This is a genomic window from Vibrio sp. 1CM2L (assembly GCF_023161695.1).
Taxonomy (GTDB): domain Bacteria; phylum Pseudomonadota; class Gammaproteobacteria; order Enterobacterales; family Vibrionaceae; genus Vibrio; species Vibrio coralliirubri.
On record NZ_JALNTT010000009.1, the window covers coordinates 81,919 to 101,028 of the forward strand.

Consider the following 19,110-nt stretch of genomic DNA (forward strand, 5'->3'; position numbering starts at 1 on the left):
TGCGCTCAACTTGGCTTGATATGTTACTGTCTAACTTATGTTATTTTCCAACTCTGCTACTTTTCACTCTTACTATTTTTGAGTCTTTGATATGAAACGTTTTATTGTCGGCTTGCTGGCCACTGTGCTTAGTGCTGCGAGTTATGCCCAAGTTGCCCCTATATCTCAATGGCAATGCGACATGATGAAAAAGAACAATGTTTTGAGTAGTGGTGCGCCTGTTGGTTGTGAGCGACTATCCAAAGTGGATTTCGACTTCATTAATTTCAAAGGGGAAACGCAACAGGGCAATATGATCGTGCTTGATGTGGTTGCACCTGCTGTTGAACAAATCTTTTCAGAACTCAAACAGCGCAATTTCCCTCTTCATTCTGCTCGCCTAATGCGTGAATTCAGAGGTGACGATAACGCCTCAATGGACGCGAACAACAGCAGTGCGTTTAATGCTCGGCCTATTACAGGCGGAGGAGGTTGGTCGAAGCATGCCTATGGTGTGGCGATAGACATCAACCCAGTTCAAAACCCTTTCTTAGAGTTCGATAGCAACGGAAAAATCACGGTAAAACCTTCACAATCTGCGACAAGTTATGTGAACCGTACTCGCTTTCGTGCGCGTGATGAAATAGAACGCCGCGGCATGGCAGAAGATGTGGTGGAGCTGTTTGCCCATCACGGATTTATGATTTGGGGAGGGGACTGGAACTCCCCAATTGATACTCAGCATTTTGAGGTCGGCTCAAGAAAGTTTGTTAACCAACTGCTCTCTAAACCACAACCTGAAGCCAAGGTGTTATTTGAGCGCTACGTCGAATCTTATCGACAGTGCTATCTCAAAAATAAAGGTGAGGACGCAGAAAAAGCTCGAGCTATCTGTGCAAAGAAAACAGTCGGGACTTTTTAGTGCTATGTTTATCTAGAACCGTTTGTGTTTTAGCAAGTTAAACTCGCTTCAGGTGTGTTTTGAATCGCTAAGGTCAGCGCTCGTCGTTGGCCTTTTTTGTATTCATCTCTTCAATAGAACACCGAGCATTGAAAAGGTTATTGGGTATCCATTAGTCAATAATCGATAAGCGAATGCAGCGCAAAGTCATCGGTTTGTCATTTAAAAACTCATAGCGTTAACGTTATGTGAGAACCATTGCTGGTGGGGGAACTCTTCGCTGAAACGCCAGTATTATTAGTGAACTGATCACAACGGACCAACTAATGAAAAAGATACCTTTGGCTCTAACTCTTTTAAGCACTCTACTTTTTTCACAATACACTTTGGCTACTGACACTTCACCTACCACTCAAAATCCCACTTACGAACTCGATGGTAAGTCGGTACTAGGTCGCACTGAGAACGTGTACCTATCAAGCGTTAAAGGGCTAAAAGACGTTCCTTTCATTGGTAAAATTGATACCGGTGCGGAAACCACCTCTATGCATGCTGAAGACATTCATGTGAAGAGCTCTAATCCCGACTACCAAAACCTCAAAGACAAAGAGTTGATGGCGGCGTTAACCGAAGACCTGTTGAACAATTCCGATGTTGATTACGATGATTGGGATGGCAGTACCTTTGCGAAATATGAAGCTGTGGTGTCTTTTAAGGTTCAAAATCCACGTACAGGAGATATGGTATTAATCGAAGCGCCTTTAGAGCGTGTCAGTATGATACGCAGCCGCACCAGCAGCACGCCTTTACTTCGTCCTACCGTAAAAATGTCGCTTACCATTGCAGACCAAGAGCTAAAAACAGACGTTAACCTGACTGACAGAAGTCACTTCTCTGCACCAGTATTGATTGGCAAAACCTTCCTTGCAGATAACGCACTGGTGTTTGCGGGCTATGACTACTTGCAAGAGCAAGAGAACGCAACGGTGGTTGGCCGTAAAGAAGTGGTTTCTATCTCTGGAATGGCGATGAATGCGACCTTCTCTTTAAAGAATCGCTACAGCATTTTGCATGCAAAAGACATCGACATAGACAAAAAGAACAAAGAAGTGACGTTTGATATGTTCGACAACGACGGCAAGCAAAAAGAGATGACATTGCCGTTGGTTCGTATGTTAAGCGTGAGCGGTAAGAAGAGACCTTTGGTGTATGTGCCTGTTCAACTCGATGAAAACACAACTAAAGACGTTCTAGTATACCTACGTGAGCGCTCAAGTAGTGAGTCGCAGTTGAGATTTGGAACCAACACCGCCAGCGAACTCTTCATGATTGACACCAGTGCTGAGAATATTTTATCAGAAGGTTCAGAGAACTTTAGTGATGTGGCTGAGTCTGGTGAGCCTATGATTATCTCGCCGGAAGAGGATATCACCCTAGATGACTTCCCGCTTAAGGCTGTGGCTTCTTTCACTGTCAATACGCCTTTGCTGAAGGTCGACAGTTTTGAAATGACAGGTAAAGGCAAAGATGCTTCCGTTGAATTTTATCTTACCGATGTAAATGGTGAGAAGCAGAAGGTGACCAAGCCAATTATTAAGAAGCTTAAAGTCGGGGATGATACTCGTCCGGTTGTAAGTGGTGAGTTTGCGGTGTCTGGAAAAGTGCGTACGCAAGAGTTTGCCATCGATGTGCTCAATACGAATGAGAAAGAAGCGTACTTTATTTTAGGCAAGAAGATGGCCAAAGAAGGCGTTTACGTTAATACGCGTTCTGATTACCTTCTGAAAGCTGAGCCACTGTTTAAAGTAGGGCACATTGAAGTCGTTGAAGTGAACGGCATGAAGTTCCCGGCCAAGCTCGACACTGGTGCGGATGTAAGCTCAATGAACGCAGTCAACATCAAACGATTTAAGAAAGATGGTCAAGACATGGTGAGCTTTACCTATCAAAACAACCAAGGCGATAAGCAAGACTTTACCAAGCCCGTGATTGATGTAATGCGTATTAAAGCCAAGAAAGGCGAGAAGGTGAACATTCGCCCTGTCGTTGAAATGAAGGTTAAGCTCGGAGACCTAGAGAAAGAGGTGAGGGTAAACCTTCAAGATCGCTCTCGCTTCGAATACAGCATGATCCTAGGTAAGAACTTCCTGAAACACGGCGCAGTAGTCAGCAGCGATGAAGATTACTTGCTGGGTGATATGGAGTAATCCCTAAACTTATCTAAGTTCGTATCAGAATAGTTCTAAACAGCCACACATTTCAGTATTGGGATGTGTGGCTTTTTGTTGAGTGCTCTATAAAGCACATCAAGCTCTATCTTCTCTAGAGGGAAATGATCTAGTTCTTGCTCAAATTCAATTTGTTAAGCATGGCAATAGAGTTATCAAAGATAGCTTCGGTTATGTGTTTTGGGAAATCTTCAGGCAAGCGTGCGGCGAGGCGCTCAATTGCTTTGGGTAATTCAGTTTGCATGTCATCCAATATGCTTTGCATGCTATCAGAATTAAAGCCAACTGAATTGGCGGTATCAAGAAAGTGGCGAGAGTAGATCTTGCTTATCTGGTATTTCTTACCACGACTAGCTTTTAATCCCATTGCTAACTTTAATTTTCTGATGTTTAGTCCTTTTTTCCCCGTGATAGGGTAAGCAGACAAAATGTCATAAAATGGTGTTAAGCGATAACTACCTTGCTTTTCAATAAATATTGAATAGTTTTTTGCATGCCCATCAATAGCGCCTATAGCCCATTGGAAAACTTGAAACTTCATGAAGTTATATCTGTCTTCCAGTGCATTTGATGAGCCTTCAAGTAGCTTCATAATATCGGCGATTCCGGGGCCTCCATCACTTTCGTATTTTATCGATGAAGGGATTCCTTTGGCTTGACAGATATCTTCCTGAGGAAGGCGCAGTAGGTGTGTACGATCCTTAATCCAACGTCTATCAAAACGCTCAACAGCAATGGCTTTATAATTATGGGTTGTGATGATCTCGACGGTCGGAACATCAAACCCCAACTCTCTAGCTAACTCAATACAGATGAACTCATTCTCGACACTTTCAGTCAGATCTAGAATAGAGGTGGGCTGCTTAATCTCACCAATAGGTAGCTTAATGATATGGCTTGTAGGTGTATTCCCTTTAGGCAAACACCAATCTCCATTCAACCTTAGCAATGCTGTTTTTTCTTGAGCGCCAGCAACCGATATTCGGAAATCATCTTCTTCCTTAATCATACCTAATGGAATATCGGAATGATGGGCAGCTAAGATTTTTTCAAGCCGAGATTCATCAAGAAGTTCGTATGACAGTTTGTTCTCGATATAGGGTTGACTTGGAGGGAGCAGAGCAATGGCACCAACGCTGTCTTTGCCAATTTCTTTCAGAAGATCAAAAGGTTGATTTGAAGCCGTTTGATAGCGTGCAACAATCCTATTACGTATAGCAATATTGTCTGGTAACAGGTTGTCAAAGTAGTTGATAACGGCATCAGAAGCTATCGTAGGTATTTGTAGTTTAAGGGATAAAGATAATGGACGAGATTTGTCGCTACTTAGCCAAGACTCATTATATTTAAATTCATGAGAGCCATTGTTTTGCTTTGTTAGAGTACCGACCAACTCACCATTCATATAGGCATTAAGTCGTTGCATTACCAATCTTCCTCATCAACAGTGCTTTGACTATTTTTTGCATCTTTGGGTTCGATTTTAAGGGTGAGATCTAATGCTTGGATGAGCTTGAACATTGTTGAAATAGTGGCCTTTTCTGGTCTATTTTCAAAGTTCGAAATGGTTGCTTGTTTTATCCCTACTTTTTTTGCCAGCTCAGACTGAGTCCACCTATTCTTTTGGCGTATTAGCAGTAAAGTATTAGCTAATTGTTGTGGGCTATAAATCACAAGTTATCACTCCTTACTATGAGGTTTCATCCCCATGAGAGGATATTGGTCATGCTATCCCAACAAAGGGATATATGTAACTTTATACCTTATAGGGGATATTGCAAGCTATATACCTTGTAGAGGATAAAGTAGGATTATTAAAGCCTTTAGCTTAAAGAGGTATTGCAAGAAGGTGGATACCAGCCTTTGTTAGACTTGTCGCTAAGCTCTTCTGTCGACTAGCGATTATCCGTGCGGGTAAGGTGAGATGAGGGTTACACGTAAGTAGATCAAATATGCCACACAAAGTTGATTAGAAATACTGACTTTGAAGCGCAATGAGATGGTTCGAAACTAAAGTCATGGCAATCAAAAGCACTTTACACTGTACGTCCCCCTGTGAGTGAAAGCACAGGCGATTAAGAAATAAATAATGGTAACGCAAGGCATGAGCATCATCCAAGCTGGATGTGCGGAGGCTACGTTTGATTTATTTACGACTTTTGAAGGTATGTTGAAAGCGAGAGGGGACTTGAAAGCGAAAGTGCAAGGTACCTTTTACCGGGAGTGAAAGGTGGCGCGTTTAGTACCTGCTTTTAGTACGAATAGTATAATTAATGATTATAAATACAAAAAGGGCGATAACTCAGTGAGTTACCGCCCTTTCCAAACGTTTGGTGGAGCTGGCGGGAGTTGTATCGTCAAGTCTTAAAGTATGAATTGACCCTCAAGTCTTAATGTTTTAATAATATGAACAACCCTAAAGTCTTGACTTTGTGTTTTTTATGAACGAATCTGATTGTATTACTAACAGCTAAGTTGCCTTCGTATGTACATGACTCACAAGATCAAAAACCTAAATCTTCTATCCGATTTTTATGAGCAGAAAAACTTATCCTTGAAAGATGGAGTGCTCTATGCCGAGTCCGAAAAGAAGACTTGTGAGAATCTATATATTGTTATAGAGAGTGAGACAGGCGTGGTTGTACCGCCTGTATTATCATTTATCGTATCGCACTATAGAAGTCATTCAAAAACCTCATCGGCAACACAGGCTAAAGCGTTACGGCTATATTTTGACTTTCTTCATCAACACAATCTCTCTTGGAATGTAGGTGCGCCAGACTCTGTTGATAGACCCTTTACTGAGTTTAAGTGGTGGTTAAAAGAACAGTATGAAGAAGGCAATATTGCTGGTAGTACTGCTCGATCATATTTTAGCGTTGTCGCTAAATTCTATATATTTCATTTAGATATAAATACTCCATTTACCTCTATTCCTATGGAATATGAGCATATAGAAATAAATCAGTTTGATAATGATGCATTTGCACATATAGCAGGAAGAAGCAAAGTCAGGTGCGTATCTAAAGAAAAATTGGACGTGTCAGCTCGAAGTCAGGAAGGGTCTTTAAAGCCGTTTACTGTACAGGAGCAAGAAATGTTTTTTACGAAGCTGAAAGAGCATGGTTCGGAAGAATTTTTGCTGATATGTTCGTTGGCAATCCTATCAGGGCTTAGAGCAAGTGAAATAGCAGACCTTAGGACAGACATGTTTACGAGTTACAAAGATGATGATCCTCATTTTGAGTTAGAACTGGGCGCGAAAGTACAACACAAAACGAAGCAGAACAGTGACCTTCCCGTCACAATTGCAGGTTCTGCCGTTAAGATGTTAAAGAGTTACCACATCAGCAGTCGTTATGTAAATCGACTAAATAAGTTCAAAAATAATGGTGGTGAAAGAGCTAATATCTTCCTTACTCAAAGAGGTGGAGCTTATTCACAACACACAATATCCACCCTTTTTAATCAATTTGTGCATAAACATATCTACCCTGAATATCCAGAATTTTCTCATGACTTTCATGATCTAAGGGTGACATTTGGTGTTGATGTAATGAATGCCGCTCTAAACGTAAAGAGCCTCAGCAATAGTGAGGCATTGAGATTTACTAAAAGTCAAATGAGGCATAAAAATATTACAGATACATTGCGATATCTCTCTTACTTTCAGAAGTCTAAAGCTTTGGTGGAGCAATCAAAGCTAAATGAAGAGTTATTAGGCTTAATTTTTAGTGAGGCGGCTTAATGGCTAAGAAATCAAGAAAGATCGAAGTATCGAAGAGTTCTCAGGCGAGGGAAACCAGGGCTGCTGATATCGGATATTGCATCAAATTCGACAATGAGTTTGGTAAAGAGTATTCCGAAAATGTGCTGAATTGGATAAAAGAAACAGAGTTAGATACAAAAGAAATTAGGCAGGAGTTATCTTTATTTGTTAAGCATATTGTAAGTAGTTCGTCCTCTTCAGAAACTAAACTGACCAAAGTTCGAGATTTTAGATTATATGTACAGCACTTAAGCACGTATGACACTGTTAAGCCAGTTGCAGCAAAAGATAACATTGAAAGTTATCAAGGACTGTTACACAGGAGATACAACCTTAAAGAGATATCAAAAGCGACTTTCGAGAAGAAAAGAAAAATTCTGAAGCAAGTGATGTCTGACTGCTTTTCTATAGATAAACATGACTTTGATAAGTATTTTCCATCTTTAGGTAAGCGAACAGGGGTGCTGTTTGGCGCAACTATTAATGGGATTGATAACTCGAAAGGTTACAGTAAAGAAGGGTACAAAGCTTTACTTAAGTTCTTAGTAGATGCTGCTGGTTTCTATCACACTTTGAGTGCTCAAGGTGCTCCAATTGAGTGCCTTAACGACACACAATTTAAGCATGATATCAGAGATGTAACCTATACCATCAAGCATAGGGTCGCAGGAGTTATCAATACTAAGGGATACATCTCGAACATAGCTTCGATGCTTTATTCTTCGGTGTTTGTTGCAATCACGGGTATCAACCAGTCTCCTGCTTTCAGGTTGAAGAGAAGCTCTATATCGGAATCAGAAATCATAGATGACATGATAAAGATATCGATAACAGACAAAAGAAAGAAGAAGAAAGATGCAGAAAAACCGTTACTAGTAAAGAAGCATTTTAAAGCTTTACTTGAGAAGATTATTGAACATTCAAAAAGGATTGATCCAGACGGAGAATTCCTTTTTCCGTTTGTTAACCCAGATGGCAGCATTGGTCCTATTCAGTCACAAGCGTACAGGGGTCTTCTGCGCAATACTCTAAGCCCTTTAAATCTATCACTAGGAACTGAGAGTTTAAAATTAGATACTCGAAAGCTACGACACTCCTACGGATTATTTTTCAATGACATTCAACAAAGAGCAGAAGTACTTAATAACTCGGTAGCTGTTTCTGATAAGCACTATAACCAAGGCTCTGTCGAAGAAAACAATAAAGCTCTAAAAAAAGGCATGGCTGCCTATCAAAATTTGATTCAGGTAAAAGTGATCGATGAAGCAGCCTCGAAAACTGTACTTAATGATAATGAAAACTCAACTAAAACGCCTTCGGGGGGAGTGTGTACCAATGCAGTTTCATCTAAAGAGGCTGAGCGAAACACTCGAAAAATCAAGAAGTCTGGCTTACGTAAAGAGGGGGAGGTTGTTTATTGTACAAGTTTTTTGTCGTGTATTACCTGCCCAAATCATCTGTTTGTAAAATCCGAAAGCCATGTTTACCAACTGTTATCGTTACGACAAGTTTTAATTAATAGTCGATATGAATGCGAGGCTGGAGGGCTTTTTGGAAGTAGAAAAGTAATAGAGAACGCTATCAAGAATATTAAATACCTTGCTGAGCATAAGTTAGATAAAAAACTGGTTAAGAAAGCTAAAGATATGATGAGAGAACAGGGTATTTCACCATTGTGGATGTATGACCTATGAATAAATATTCAGTTAAATCAGAAGTCTTTGTTAAAGAGCCTTGTAAGAACCTATCCGATTTGAATATTTTTGAGTTATTAACTCAAAACCCTGTTGTTGCTTATGATTTAAAGGGCAAAGTTGCTTCTAGGTTTACTGATCCTGAATGGGATTTCAGTGCATATCGAGACCTTAGGAAAAACAGTTCTAACTCAACATGTAAAGTGTACTTTCCAACCGATAAAATGTCGGCAAACTTACTGTTAGAGCTGAGGGTCGTTGTTTTAGCTGTCTTTAAATCAGAGTACAAGTCCAGTGGTCGTGCAACTGTTGCCACGGAAGCCATGAGAACATTACGCCCGCTCTTCAATGAGCTACAAGAATGCAATCTTATGTCAGTGACTAAGCTAAACAGCAGTATAGGGATGATTAAATATTTAGATTCAATTAAAGGGAAATACTCTCATTCAACACTAGAAGGTAGGATCGGGAGGCTTAACTCTGCTTCCCGTTTGGATCTAAATGGCTTAAATATTAGCCTTCCACTAAGAGGAAACACACTAAAGGGTAGCTGGGGTTCAATAAAGCAGCTAGTTACTCCTTACGTGGCTGAGAATGCTCATGTTAAGCAAACCTTGTACATACCGTTAGAGCTGCACTCAAAGCTAGTATCTGAATCGTTAGAGATCATTCGTGACGCACCAGATGTGATAACGAAAATTAATCGAGTTTTAGAGAAAAAGTTCAAGCAAGTTAGAGAATCCAGAACAGTTGCACAATCAAAGTTTCTTACAGACGTAACATACCAGGCAGAAAGGCATCGAGTTTCTCAAGAAAAGAAGGGTGAGTTCAAAAGCTTAAAGCAGCTCTTGATAGATGAAGGGTTGGGTCATCTTGCCTCAAAAGACAAGAATACAAGAGTCTACCATGGATATATAAGCCGTGTGTTTGCTGCTTGCTATGTAATTATTTCATCTTATACAGGGATGCGGTTTGATGAAATTACATCATTAAAAGATGATTGTTTTCGATGTACCCCAGGTGATGACGATGACGATGACGATAAATATTATTATGTTAGAGCATATGAGACAAAAATATCAGGAGGGGTTGATGTAGATTACATTACTATTCCTGAAGTGAAAAAAGCTATTGATCTCATAAAGTTGATACATAGACCTGCTAAAAAATTAGTCCCATCCTTGAAGGATAACGACTTTCTGTTGGTCAGTGCAAATGTCAGCATCCTCCCAACATTCGCAGCCCTAAACCCAGTTACAAAATCGTTGCAAGACTTAGCTAAAAACATCGGACTTATGGTAACTGAATCTGATTTAGAGCAAAGCAAAGCGATGAATCGAGGTCGAGAGAGCGTGAAGCTCGGAAGCATCTGGAAGTTGAATACACACCAATTCAGGAGAACTCTAATAGTTAATTTTCTTACCCATGATCTTGCCTCTGCCCCAGCGGTTAAACAACAGGTAAAGCATATGTACGGGTATATGACAGAGTATTATGGCAAAGGGTCAGAATTAGCATTTACTCAAAGGTTGCTAAGAGATGGGTCTTTCATGGAAGATATCGCTAATGAGAGCATCTTGGTTAAAACCAACATATACAGAGACTTACATTACTCAGGCTGCCACCTAGAAGGTATCAAGGGCAAAGAGATCGAGGCAATGAGAGGCTCTGCAATTCAGTTAACTGATGATGAAATTAGGGTTTTGATAGAAAGTGGAGAATGGGATATAACGAGAACGCCTTTTGGCTATTGCACAAAAGGGCATAAGTGTGAAAAAACGGATACCATCGATCCGTCATCTTGTGGAGAAACTTGTGATACAACGATAATCACACTAAAGAATGCCATTAATTGGAAAAAGCTATACGATAGAAATATGAAGTTACTCAAGCTTGAGAGCTTGGAAGGCTTTGCAGGGAATGAGGAAATGATGAAAAGTCAGAATGCAGTGGCGTTACGTATCATGAAAGCATTCAATTTAGAACCTGAGGTACAAGCATGAGTAGCGAACAAAAATTAAGAGATGCTTTAACAAGATTGAAGGAAGGTAAGCCGATTAATATAAGCCCAGATCGGAAAATATCGCTTTCCGCTGTAGAAGATGAGGCAAGAGTTAGTCGTAGCTTAATAAGACAATATCCTGATTTGCATGAAGAAGCTATCAAGGCAAAAAAAGCCCAAAAACAGGGGCTTTTAAGTCAAAATGTCAGACAAGAAAAAACGGAAGACATTGATAAGATAAAGAAAGAGTTAGCTGAGAAGAAGGCGGAGCTATCTGAGTTACGTAAAGCTAATAGTGAGTTAATCAGAACAAATGCCGAGTTATTTACCTTATTGAATGCAGTGGCGCATAAGAACAGACGAGACATTGACCTAGACAGTGTGGTTGGCTCAGTAACGAAGGTTAATATTTCGGATAATATAAGGTCTTTGTTGAAATGATTGTGACCTTTAACTAATCCATCTTTTACTTATTTATAAAAGATGGATTTATTTGAGAGGAAATAGCATGATGCTGCCTCTTTTAGAAAGAGATAGCTAGTTTAATAACATAAACCTCTTTCATAAAGTGGCATTATTTCATTAAAGGCTTTTTCATAGTTATCAGATTTCAATAAGCTATACTTCTCGGTAAGTTCGATTTGATGATAGCCATGCATATTACTTTCCAATGATACAGCTCCAATAATCATTTGATTATTTCTACCTAAATCGGTTGTACATAAGCTTATTAACTTCTCTGTGCCTTCAGTATCTAGATCTTGTTGTTTAGGAGAGTCGATTACAATAGGTAACATATTCATTGTTGAATGTTTTTCCATTGTTTTTAGTAACCCATAATGGTAAGCAAAGATTGATCTAGGGCTTCGACTACCAGTTTTACTTTTCGTTATCTTCCCATACTGGATTAAAGGAGCAATAATCGGTGAACCTATGCCTAATCGATCTTGTGCTATTGCAAGAAAGGATTTAAAGTCATCGTTTATACTTTGTGTACGCTTTCGATCAGTAAATTCGTTTTGCTGTGTTATTAAACCTTCTAAAGCTGTTGTTTGTGCTCCAATTTTTTCATGAAGATTTTTTATCTGCTCATCAAAAGTGAACTCAACTTCCTTACTTGCTTGAGACTTTATTACGTCTTGTAACGTCAACTCCCCTCGAACTTCTTGCATCATGGCATTTAATTCTGAACTCAAGGCTTTAGACTGCCTTAACTCCTCTTTAATTGAGTTAATTTGGTCATCTAAAATCTGCTTTTCATCATACATTAAAGGAAGAATTTCTAATATTTGCTCTCTACTTTCGAACATATGATATTTTTCAGCGGCATCATTAGTAGTATGATCACCAAAGTTCTCTAGGAGGCTACGACATACATCGATTTCATTCGCTATTGAATCTCTACTAGAGAGTAAATTCAACAGATTTAATCTATATTCTGATTCGTCTTCATTTAGTTCTTGACACTTTGCTAAGAACTTATTTAGTAAATCTTGGTAATATTCAACATCTATATCAAACAATACTCTTCCGAATGATTCTTCAAACTTCTTTTTAGCAGCTAAAACTACTTTAAGTGTCGCACTAAGCTCTTCCAAATCAATCTGTATTGTCTTGATTTCCCCCACAAGTTCATAGAACTCTTTAGGTTTCATTCCTGAGTGAAATTGTAGTGAGTTCTTTTGCCAATCATCATACATTGCTAAACCTGAAAATGACGATAAGATAGTATGCCAACCGTTGTCTTGGTCAATGTAAAAGGGAAGATATAAGCATGCTGGGTTCGCTTGACTTTGTTTACCTGTCTTTTTATTAGAAAGTTGTAAATTAAAATCGAAAATATCTTTAACTTTATCTGCAATAGCACTCATGTGGCTAGAGGTTACTAATGGCTTCGAATCGTCCGTTCCTGAAAATATGGAGATCCGCTTATTATGCCTAATAAATGAATAGTTTTTCCCTTTAACACAGATACAAACTTTTGTAATTATATCATCGTCTTTCCAATCTTTATCAATACGACAGTCACCACCCAGAGTAAAATACAGGGCTTTTATTAAACTAGATTTTCCAGTATCATTTTCGCCAAAGATCATATTAACAGAAGGAGAAAATTCGAAACTAAAACCTTTTCTATCTCTACGAGAAAGAATAGATATGTCTTTAAAATGTATTAGGCTCATTATTTCTCGCCTTCTATAATGTTTTTAATTATTGAATAAACGATGATGCATTCTTTTTTTGAATCAGTTAAAGCTAGAGAGTAATCGGGTATTGATATTTCTAATGATTTAATAGATTTAATTATATATTTAGATATGCATGCTTCAACAGATTTTCTGCTGAATAACAAATCAGTCTTTTCCAAGTATAATTTTTCAACACTATTTGATGATTTTACTGAAATGCTTATACGTGCAAATGTTGACTGCAAAGAGAGAATTTGAATAGGGTTCTTTCCTATATCCGAGAATATAGCACGAGCGTTTTCCCAGTCAGGCTGTAGCATTCTGGTAGTGAAGATGTTATTGAGAGTGTCTTTGATAAAGCTAGAAGTAAAACCTTTCCTTCTAACAAGTTCATCGAAATCCCTAATGTCTGATGATCTTACTTTGGCTCGGTCTCGACATGCACTTTCTAAAGTCCTAGCGAAAGATGCTGGATTTATTTCAATATCATCATCGAAATAACATTCGAAAAAATCACAGATCTTTCCCTTCAAATGTGAAGAGTGATCTTCTAAGCTTAAATCAGAAGTTAAGAATGTTAGTTTTGAAAGCTCAAGTGAGTCATTACTAGTTAATTGTGCCGATACTTTATTAAGTAAATCATCTTGATGGTTCTGCTTAATCTCATTAGCCTTAAAAGTATTTCTTTTATCAAAACTGAAGTAAGCATTTGAAACAAACATTAATTCTACATCGGACTTATCAAACTTACTTTTTTGTTCGAATAGCTTACCAATAAATGATATAGGTTTTTTGTTGGTGCTGGCAATGAGCTTGCTTAATGTCCAAGGTTTTTCATTGGTCTTAACTTGAGCAAATGTTGCTTTTGTTGGTGTTGTCTCTGAATCAAGAATTAGTACATCATCATGGTATTCGAATACAAAAACGTACTCTTTTCCTAGAAGTTCATACTCAAACATATGAGAAATAGCCCAACAAGCTTGAAAATCAAACCCTCTTTGAGCAATCTCACCACCTCGTTCAGTTTGCGGCACAGCGATTAGACTCTTAGCTAATTCCATCATAATCCTTTATTAGACGTTTAAGCCCAAATATGGCTCGTATATGTTTACTAAGAGTGCAAGCTTCTTGGCTAAAATGGAAGCATGTCTTGCTTCACTCTTTCGCTATAGACACTACTGGCAACTTTATTAATGATGTTAGTTAAGTAGAGTTCATATTGTTCATACTACCATATTCACAGTAAGCAACAAATTGTATAAAGGTGGATTGCTTATTTAAGGTGTATTTCTGTGATTGGTCTTTTCTATTAGAATCTAGATAAAAGAAAAGCCGTATATTCAGTGAATATACGGCTTCTCGAATGTGGAGGTGGGGGGAGTTGAACCCCCGTCCAAAAATCATTCATCATTGGTACTACATGCTTAGTCGATCTTTAAATTCACCAAGTACCTGCGAACCGACACGCTAGTAAATGACTATCCTGAATTAAATTTCGAACTTCATCTCTCAGGCGGGAGAATCCGATCTAGCTAGTTTGGGTTTGACTCTTTGTTGTTCCCCGTCTTACAAGCGGAAGCTAGGGCAAAGAGGCTCTCAGCAGGTTATTAAGCTGCTAGTGCGTAGTTTTCGTCGTTTGCGACTATTTTTTTGCGGCTTTTAACGTGGCCAACCGCCCCACGGCATGCACCTCAGACTTCAAAATTCCTGTCGAATCCTAAATCACCCCCGTTGTGTATAAATCGATTCGCAATTTATACGGTGCATTTTATGAATCTGAGGTTCATAAAACGACTTATTCGTTTACTAAAGTTATGAATAATATAATCATAACTAAGAATTTATGCAAGATTTTATGAAAAATACGATTAACAGAAAAAATATCGTTGAATCCTTACTCAGTAAGGCTTTTCATAAAAAATACTAAACTTAAGACTTGATGGTAGAGTTGAACCCGCGTCCAAAAATCATTCATCATTGGTACTACATGCTTAGTCGATCTTTAATTTCACCAGCAACCTGCGAACCGACACGCTAGTTAAAGGCTAACCTGAATTATAATTCGCGCTTTTCCTCTCAGGTGGGAGAAGCCACGCTAGCTAGTTTGGGTTTGATCTCTTATTGGTCCCCGTCTTACGAGCGGAAGCTAGGGTAAGAGAGCTCTGAGCAGGTTATTAAGCTGCTAGTGCGTAGTTTTCGTCGTTTGCGACTATTTTTTTGCGGCTTTTAACGTGGCCAACCGCCCCACGGCATGCACCTCAGACTTCAAAATTCCTGTCGAATCCTAAATCAGCCCCAAGTGTTATTTGCATAGTACCAGAAAAGCTTACCCTGTCTAGCACTGTGCGTTTAAGTGCTTAAAATTAACGCAAATTACTCTTCATAATTCGTGCTTTATCTCTCGCCCAATCTTTTTCTTTCATATCAGTACGTTTATCGTGCAGCTTTTTACCTTTCGCTACGCCAACTTTAATCTTCGCCCAAGAGCGAGACCAGTAAAGTGCGGTTGCGACAAGTGTCATGCCTTCACGGTTAATACGACCGATAAGGTTGTCGAGTTCTTTTCTCGACATCAGGAGTTTACGGATACGTGTTGGGTTCGCCACGATATGAGTACTCGCCTGAGTCAGCGGAGTGATCGTCATACCACTGATGAATGCTTCGCCATCTCGGATGTAAACGTAGCTTTCTGCGATATTGGTTTTGCCTTCACGTAGGGATTTTACTTCCCAGCCTTGTAGCTCAAGCCCCGCTTCTATCTCATCGTCGATGAAATATTCGTGGCGAGCTTTCTTATTAAGCGCAATGGTATTACTACCGGCTTTTGATTTTGATTTATTCTTTGCCATAATGGCCTCATTATACGGATTGCGCCCTAGTTGGGGAATCCTTTTTATTTGCGCTCTGGCCCAATACAATTAAAATTGCAGTTTGTGTTAATGTAACGCTGTCTTTAACAGGAGTCTATATGCCAAAGGTTACTCGTTCAGCATTAGTGTCGTTTAGTGCCGACCAGATGTTCAGCTTGGTCAATGATGTTGCTCGTTATCACGAGTTTTTGCCAGGGTGTTCTGGTTCACGTGTGATCGAATCTTCAGATTCAGCTATGGTGGCTTCGGTTGATGTATCTAAAGCCGGTATCAGCAAAACATTTACTACGTCTAACCGCTTAGCGGATGGCGCTGAGATCTTGATGGAGCTGGTGGATGGCCCATTTAAGAAACTGCAGGGTGGTTGGTATTTCACTCCGCTCGACGATCAAGCGTGTAAGGTTGAGCTTAAGTTGGAGTTTGAATTCTCTAGCCGAATGATTGAAATGGCATTTGGTAAGGTTTTCAATGAGCTGACGAGCAATATGGTCAGTGCTTTTACTCAACGCGCGAAACAGGTTTACTAAGCCATGACTATTGAATCAGATATGATCCACGTAGAGGTTGTGTTTGCACTTCCGCACGAGCAGCGTGTGTTTACCTTGATAGTGAACAAGAACGCAACCGTTGAAGAGATTATTGCGCAGTCTGGTGTTTTGGAACTGTATCCAGAAATCGATTTAGCGAAAAATAAGGTTGGCGTGTTCAGTCGTAACGTTAAGCTTGATGCGACGGTTCGCGATAAAGATCGTATCGAAATCTACCGCGCATTGTTGGCTGATCCAAAAGAGATTCGTCGTAAGCGCGCTGAACAAGCAAAAGCGGCCGCAGCTAAATCGTAATGCTAAACAAGTTTGACTAAGAAGAGAGCTCGCTATATTGGCGAGCTTTTTTGTGCCTGAGGATTAGACAACGGACCTAATTTGTTAGCAGATATTAAAAAGCCTGCTCATTGAGCAGGCTTTTGCGATTCTGGCTCTGTCGACTGATAGCTTTGTCGGCTGAGAGCTTTGTTGACTGGAAAGCTAGCGAAGGCTTTCGAAGAACTCATCACTGGCTTCAAAATCACCATTGATCGTTACTAGAGTGCCAGTGGCATCAAAGTTAACGACTAGGTTTTTCTGAATCGGGTCTTCATGGCCTTTTTGGTGGTGGTAAATGTAGTACCACGTATCTGGGTAGCCATTTTCGATAAGCATAGGTGAGCCCATAACGTAACGAACTTGTGTTTTTGTCATGCCAAACTTGAGCTGGTCGACAGCTTCCTGTTCAACATAGTTACCCTGATTGATGTCAATTCGATAAACCAACTTCTCTAATAGAGAGCAACCGGTCAACATTGTTAGTGCAAGTGGAACTGCAACTAACCACTTTTTAATTCGCATAGTTTGAGATCTTTCTTCGCTAAAATACTGCCTGATAATAAACAAGCTCCAGCAAGAAGTAAAAAGCTCCTTGCGCTTTGAGCTTGTTATGACTGGCAATTTTGAATTAAGTTGCAAAATTGCCAAGATTTTTCGGTAAATTATCAGAAAGTTGCTGAATATGTAACCTAAGCTGCGATTAATAACTCTTTTGCGTTGGCAAGCGTCGATTCGGTAATCTGGCTGCCACCAAGCAGTCGAGCAAGCTCTGAAACGCGTTGTTGCTCATCAAGCGTATGCATTTGAGTCTCGGTTTTACCTGATTTCGTGTTCTTCGCTACAAACAGCTGTTGGTGGCCGCAACCGGCAACTTGAGGTAAGTGCGTCACACACATCACCTGCGTAGATTCCCCCAGCTTACGTAGCATTTTTCCGACAACCGCAGCGGTTGGCCCACTGATACCCACATCGACTTCATCGAAAATCAGGCTTGGTGTATCTACTTTTTGCGCTGTGATCACCTGAATCGCTAATGAGATTCGTGATAACTCACCACCAGAGGCCACTTTCGCAATTGGCTGCATCGGTTGGCCTGGGTTGGTCGAAACAATGAAGGTCACGTTATCCATACCCAATGGAGAAGGGTGTGTGTTGGTGTTGTTCACTTCAATGGCAAACTGCGCTTTTTCCATGCTCAGTTCGTGCATGCTTTGCGTGATCAGCTTGTTGAGCTCTTTTGCGTAACGAGTTCGAGATTTATGAAGCTTCTCGGATTTAGCAACGAACGATTGGTATTGGTTTTCTACCTCGTTTGCCAATTCTTCCAATTTTTCATCAGAGCAATCAAGCGCTTCAACTTGTTGTAGTAAGTCTTGATGGTGCTTATACAGCTCTTCAGGTAATACGTGGTGTTTACGAGACATCGACATCACTTTAGAGAAGCGCTCCTCAACGTAAGCCATACGACCGGGATCAACATCAATGCTGTCTAGGTATGTTCTTAACTCGTTGTTGGTCTCTTCGATCTGAATAATGGCTTCAGAAAGCAAGTTAGGTAACTCGGCCAATCTTTCATCTAGCTCAGCTAACTGAATTAAGGAGTTATTGGCCGATTGCAGAATACCAAGCGCATTAACTTCTTCGCCTTCATAAATAAGCTCGATAGCTTGCTGACAGGTTGTGGCCAGTTCTCCGCTATTGGAGAGGCGCTTATGCTCTTGTTCGAGGTCTTCATATTCTTCCTCCCCAATAGACAGCTCATTTAACTCTTTGATTTGGTATTCAAGCAGTTGTTTTTGAGCTTGGTTTTGCTGGCTATTTCCACGTAACTCTTTTAAGTGGTTATCCGCTTGTCGCCAAGCTTGATAAGCATTACGTGTCGATTTCAATAGGTTCAAGTGGCCTGCGTATTGATCAAGCATGGCCATTTGGTACTCGCTTTTCATCAACTGGTGATGCGCGTGTTGACCATGGATGTTGATCAGCAGTTGTCCAAGTGATTTCAATTGCGAAAGAGGGACAGGGCTACCGTTGATGAATGCACGAGAGCGACCTTCTTTTGAGATGGTTCTGCGTAGGATGCACTCACTGCCATCGAGCAATTCGTTGTCTTCTAACCAGCGGGTTGCATGCAGATTGTTCTCAAGTAAAAAAGCGGCACTGACTTCGGTTTTTTCTTCACCTTGTCGAACCATTCCTGCATCGGATCTTCCCCCAAGGCACAAGCCTAAAGCATCGATAGCGATAGATTTACCCGCACCAGTTTCCCCGGTGATTGTTGTCATGCCTTTAGAGAGTTCTAGCTGTAAAGACTTAACAATAGCGAAATTATTAACACTTAAATGAGCCAGCATTTTTATTTACCTGTATAACTGAACAATACTGTATATAAGCTCAGTATATACTGTTTCTTTATACAGTAAAGTCGACAGGTGAAAATTTTTTGCGACAGCTCTCAGAATTGAGCTTGTCTGTAGATCACTGAAACCGCTATAGATTCCCAACTCAGTCGTCCCTCCCTCTTGGGAATGACGATGTGGTGGATTGGCGTAAAGGTAGAGATTGTGGGCTTTGAATCGGCAATAAAAAAGGCTGACGAATGTCGTCAGCCTTTT

Annotated in this window: 15 protein-coding genes and 2 other RNA genes; 8 read left to right on the forward strand and 9 right to left on the reverse strand. The window is 40.0% G+C overall.

What is annotated here, in order from left to right; translation table 11 throughout:
* The first annotated feature begins 91 nt into the window (after window positions 1–91).
* Both MSG34_RS21840 and MSG34_RS21845 read left to right on the forward strand, forming a co-directional pair.
* Complete coding sequence (locus MSG34_RS21840) at window positions 92–901, forward strand: M15 family metallopeptidase (protein WP_248339385.1); 810 nt, start codon at window positions 92–94, stop codon at window positions 899–901.
* 305 nt (window positions 902–1,206) lie between these two features.
* The gene (locus MSG34_RS21845; RefSeq protein ID WP_050651470.1) at window positions 1,207–3,087 is read left to right on the forward strand and encodes a RimK/LysX family protein; all 1,881 of its coding nucleotides are present in this window, start codon (window positions 1,207–1,209) and stop codon (window positions 3,085–3,087) included.
* Window positions 3,088–3,217: 130 nt separating this feature from the next.
* Here the strand turns inward: MSG34_RS21845 and MSG34_RS21850 are convergent, their stop codons facing one another.
* Both MSG34_RS21850 and hipB read right to left on the reverse strand, forming a co-directional pair.
* Window positions 3,218–4,534: a type II toxin-antitoxin system HipA family toxin gene (locus tag MSG34_RS21850; protein WP_248339386.1), complete on the reverse strand. Its 1,317-nt coding sequence runs from the start codon at window positions 4,532–4,534 to the stop codon at window positions 3,218–3,220.
* Window positions 4,534–4,782: a type II toxin-antitoxin system antitoxin HipB gene (gene hipB / locus MSG34_RS21855; RefSeq protein ID WP_017110259.1), complete on the reverse strand. Its 249-nt coding sequence runs from the start codon at window positions 4,780–4,782 to the stop codon at window positions 4,534–4,536. Before hipB ends, MSG34_RS21850 begins: the two co-directional genes overlap by 1 nt.
* Window positions 4,783–5,593: 811 nt before the next feature.
* Here hipB and MSG34_RS21860 point away from each other — a divergent pair.
* From MSG34_RS21860 to MSG34_RS21875, 4 genes are read left to right on the forward strand one after another with little or no spacing between them, the layout of a single operon-like run.
* Window positions 5,594–6,856: a tyrosine-type recombinase/integrase gene (locus MSG34_RS21860; protein ID WP_248339387.1), complete on the forward strand. Its 1,263-nt coding sequence runs from the start codon at window positions 5,594–5,596 to the stop codon at window positions 6,854–6,856.
* Window positions 6,856–8,571: a hypothetical protein gene (locus MSG34_RS21865; protein WP_248339388.1), complete on the forward strand. Its 1,716-nt coding sequence runs from the start codon at window positions 6,856–6,858 to the stop codon at window positions 8,569–8,571. Before MSG34_RS21860 ends, MSG34_RS21865 begins: the two co-directional genes overlap by 1 nt.
* A complete protein-coding gene (locus tag MSG34_RS21870; RefSeq protein ID WP_248339389.1) occupies window positions 8,568–10,574 on the forward strand; it encodes an ABC transporter ATP-binding protein in 2,007 nt (668 codons plus the stop codon). The genes MSG34_RS21865 and MSG34_RS21870 overlap by 4 nt, the downstream gene beginning before the upstream one ends.
* Window positions 10,571–11,014: a hypothetical protein gene (locus tag MSG34_RS21875; RefSeq protein WP_248339390.1), complete on the forward strand. Its 444-nt coding sequence runs from the start codon at window positions 10,571–10,573 to the stop codon at window positions 11,012–11,014. The genes MSG34_RS21870 and MSG34_RS21875 overlap by 4 nt, the downstream gene beginning before the upstream one ends.
* A gap of 101 nt (window positions 11,015–11,115) precedes the next feature.
* Here the strand turns inward: MSG34_RS21875 and MSG34_RS21880 are convergent, their stop codons facing one another.
* From MSG34_RS21880 to smpB, 5 genes are all read right to left on the reverse strand, one after another.
* Window positions 11,116–12,756 carry an AAA family ATPase gene (locus tag MSG34_RS21880; protein WP_248339391.1) on the reverse strand — a complete coding sequence of 547 codons (1,641 nt, stop codon included), beginning with the start codon at window positions 12,754–12,756 and terminating at the stop codon, window positions 11,116–11,118.
* Entirely contained in the window at window positions 12,756–13,823 is a 1,068-nt protein-coding gene (locus MSG34_RS21885) for a DUF4297 domain-containing protein (protein ID WP_248339392.1), read from the reverse strand. Before MSG34_RS21885 ends, MSG34_RS21880 begins: the two co-directional genes overlap by 1 nt.
* A 302-nt stretch (window positions 13,824–14,125) precedes the next feature.
* Window positions 14,126–14,492, reverse strand: a transfer-messenger RNA (tmRNA) gene (gene ssrA, locus MSG34_RS21890).
* Between the two features lie 210 nt (window positions 14,493–14,702).
* Window positions 14,703–15,059, reverse strand: a transfer-messenger RNA (tmRNA) gene (gene ssrA / locus MSG34_RS21895).
* A 66-nt stretch (window positions 15,060–15,125) separates the two neighbouring features.
* Window positions 15,126–15,611: an SsrA-binding protein SmpB gene (smpB, locus tag MSG34_RS21900; protein ID WP_004735156.1), complete on the reverse strand. Its 486-nt coding sequence runs from the start codon at window positions 15,609–15,611 to the stop codon at window positions 15,126–15,128.
* A 119-nt stretch (window positions 15,612–15,730) separates the two neighbouring features.
* Here smpB and MSG34_RS21905 point away from each other — a divergent pair, with 119 nt between their 5' ends.
* Both MSG34_RS21905 and MSG34_RS21910 read left to right on the forward strand, forming a co-directional pair.
* Window positions 15,731–16,159: an SRPBCC family protein gene (locus MSG34_RS21905; RefSeq protein ID WP_012603332.1), complete on the forward strand. Its 429-nt coding sequence runs from the start codon at window positions 15,731–15,733 to the stop codon at window positions 16,157–16,159.
* 3 nt (window positions 16,160–16,162) lie between these two features.
* A complete protein-coding gene (locus MSG34_RS21910; RefSeq protein WP_017084430.1) occupies window positions 16,163–16,474 on the forward strand; it encodes an RnfH family protein in 312 nt (103 codons plus the stop codon).
* A gap of 183 nt (window positions 16,475–16,657) precedes the next feature.
* Here MSG34_RS21910 and bamE read toward each other — a convergent pair whose 3' ends face one another.
* On the reverse strand, window positions 16,658–17,017 hold the full coding sequence (gene bamE / locus MSG34_RS21915; protein WP_004735159.1) for an outer membrane protein assembly factor BamE: 360 nt from the start codon (window positions 17,015–17,017) through the stop codon (window positions 16,658–16,660).
* Between the two features lie 167 nt (window positions 17,018–17,184).
* Complete coding sequence (gene recN, locus MSG34_RS21920) at window positions 17,185–18,849, reverse strand: DNA repair protein RecN (RefSeq protein WP_248339395.1); 1,665 nt, start codon at window positions 18,847–18,849, stop codon at window positions 17,185–17,187.
* Between the last annotated feature and the right edge of the window lie 261 nt (window positions 18,850–19,110).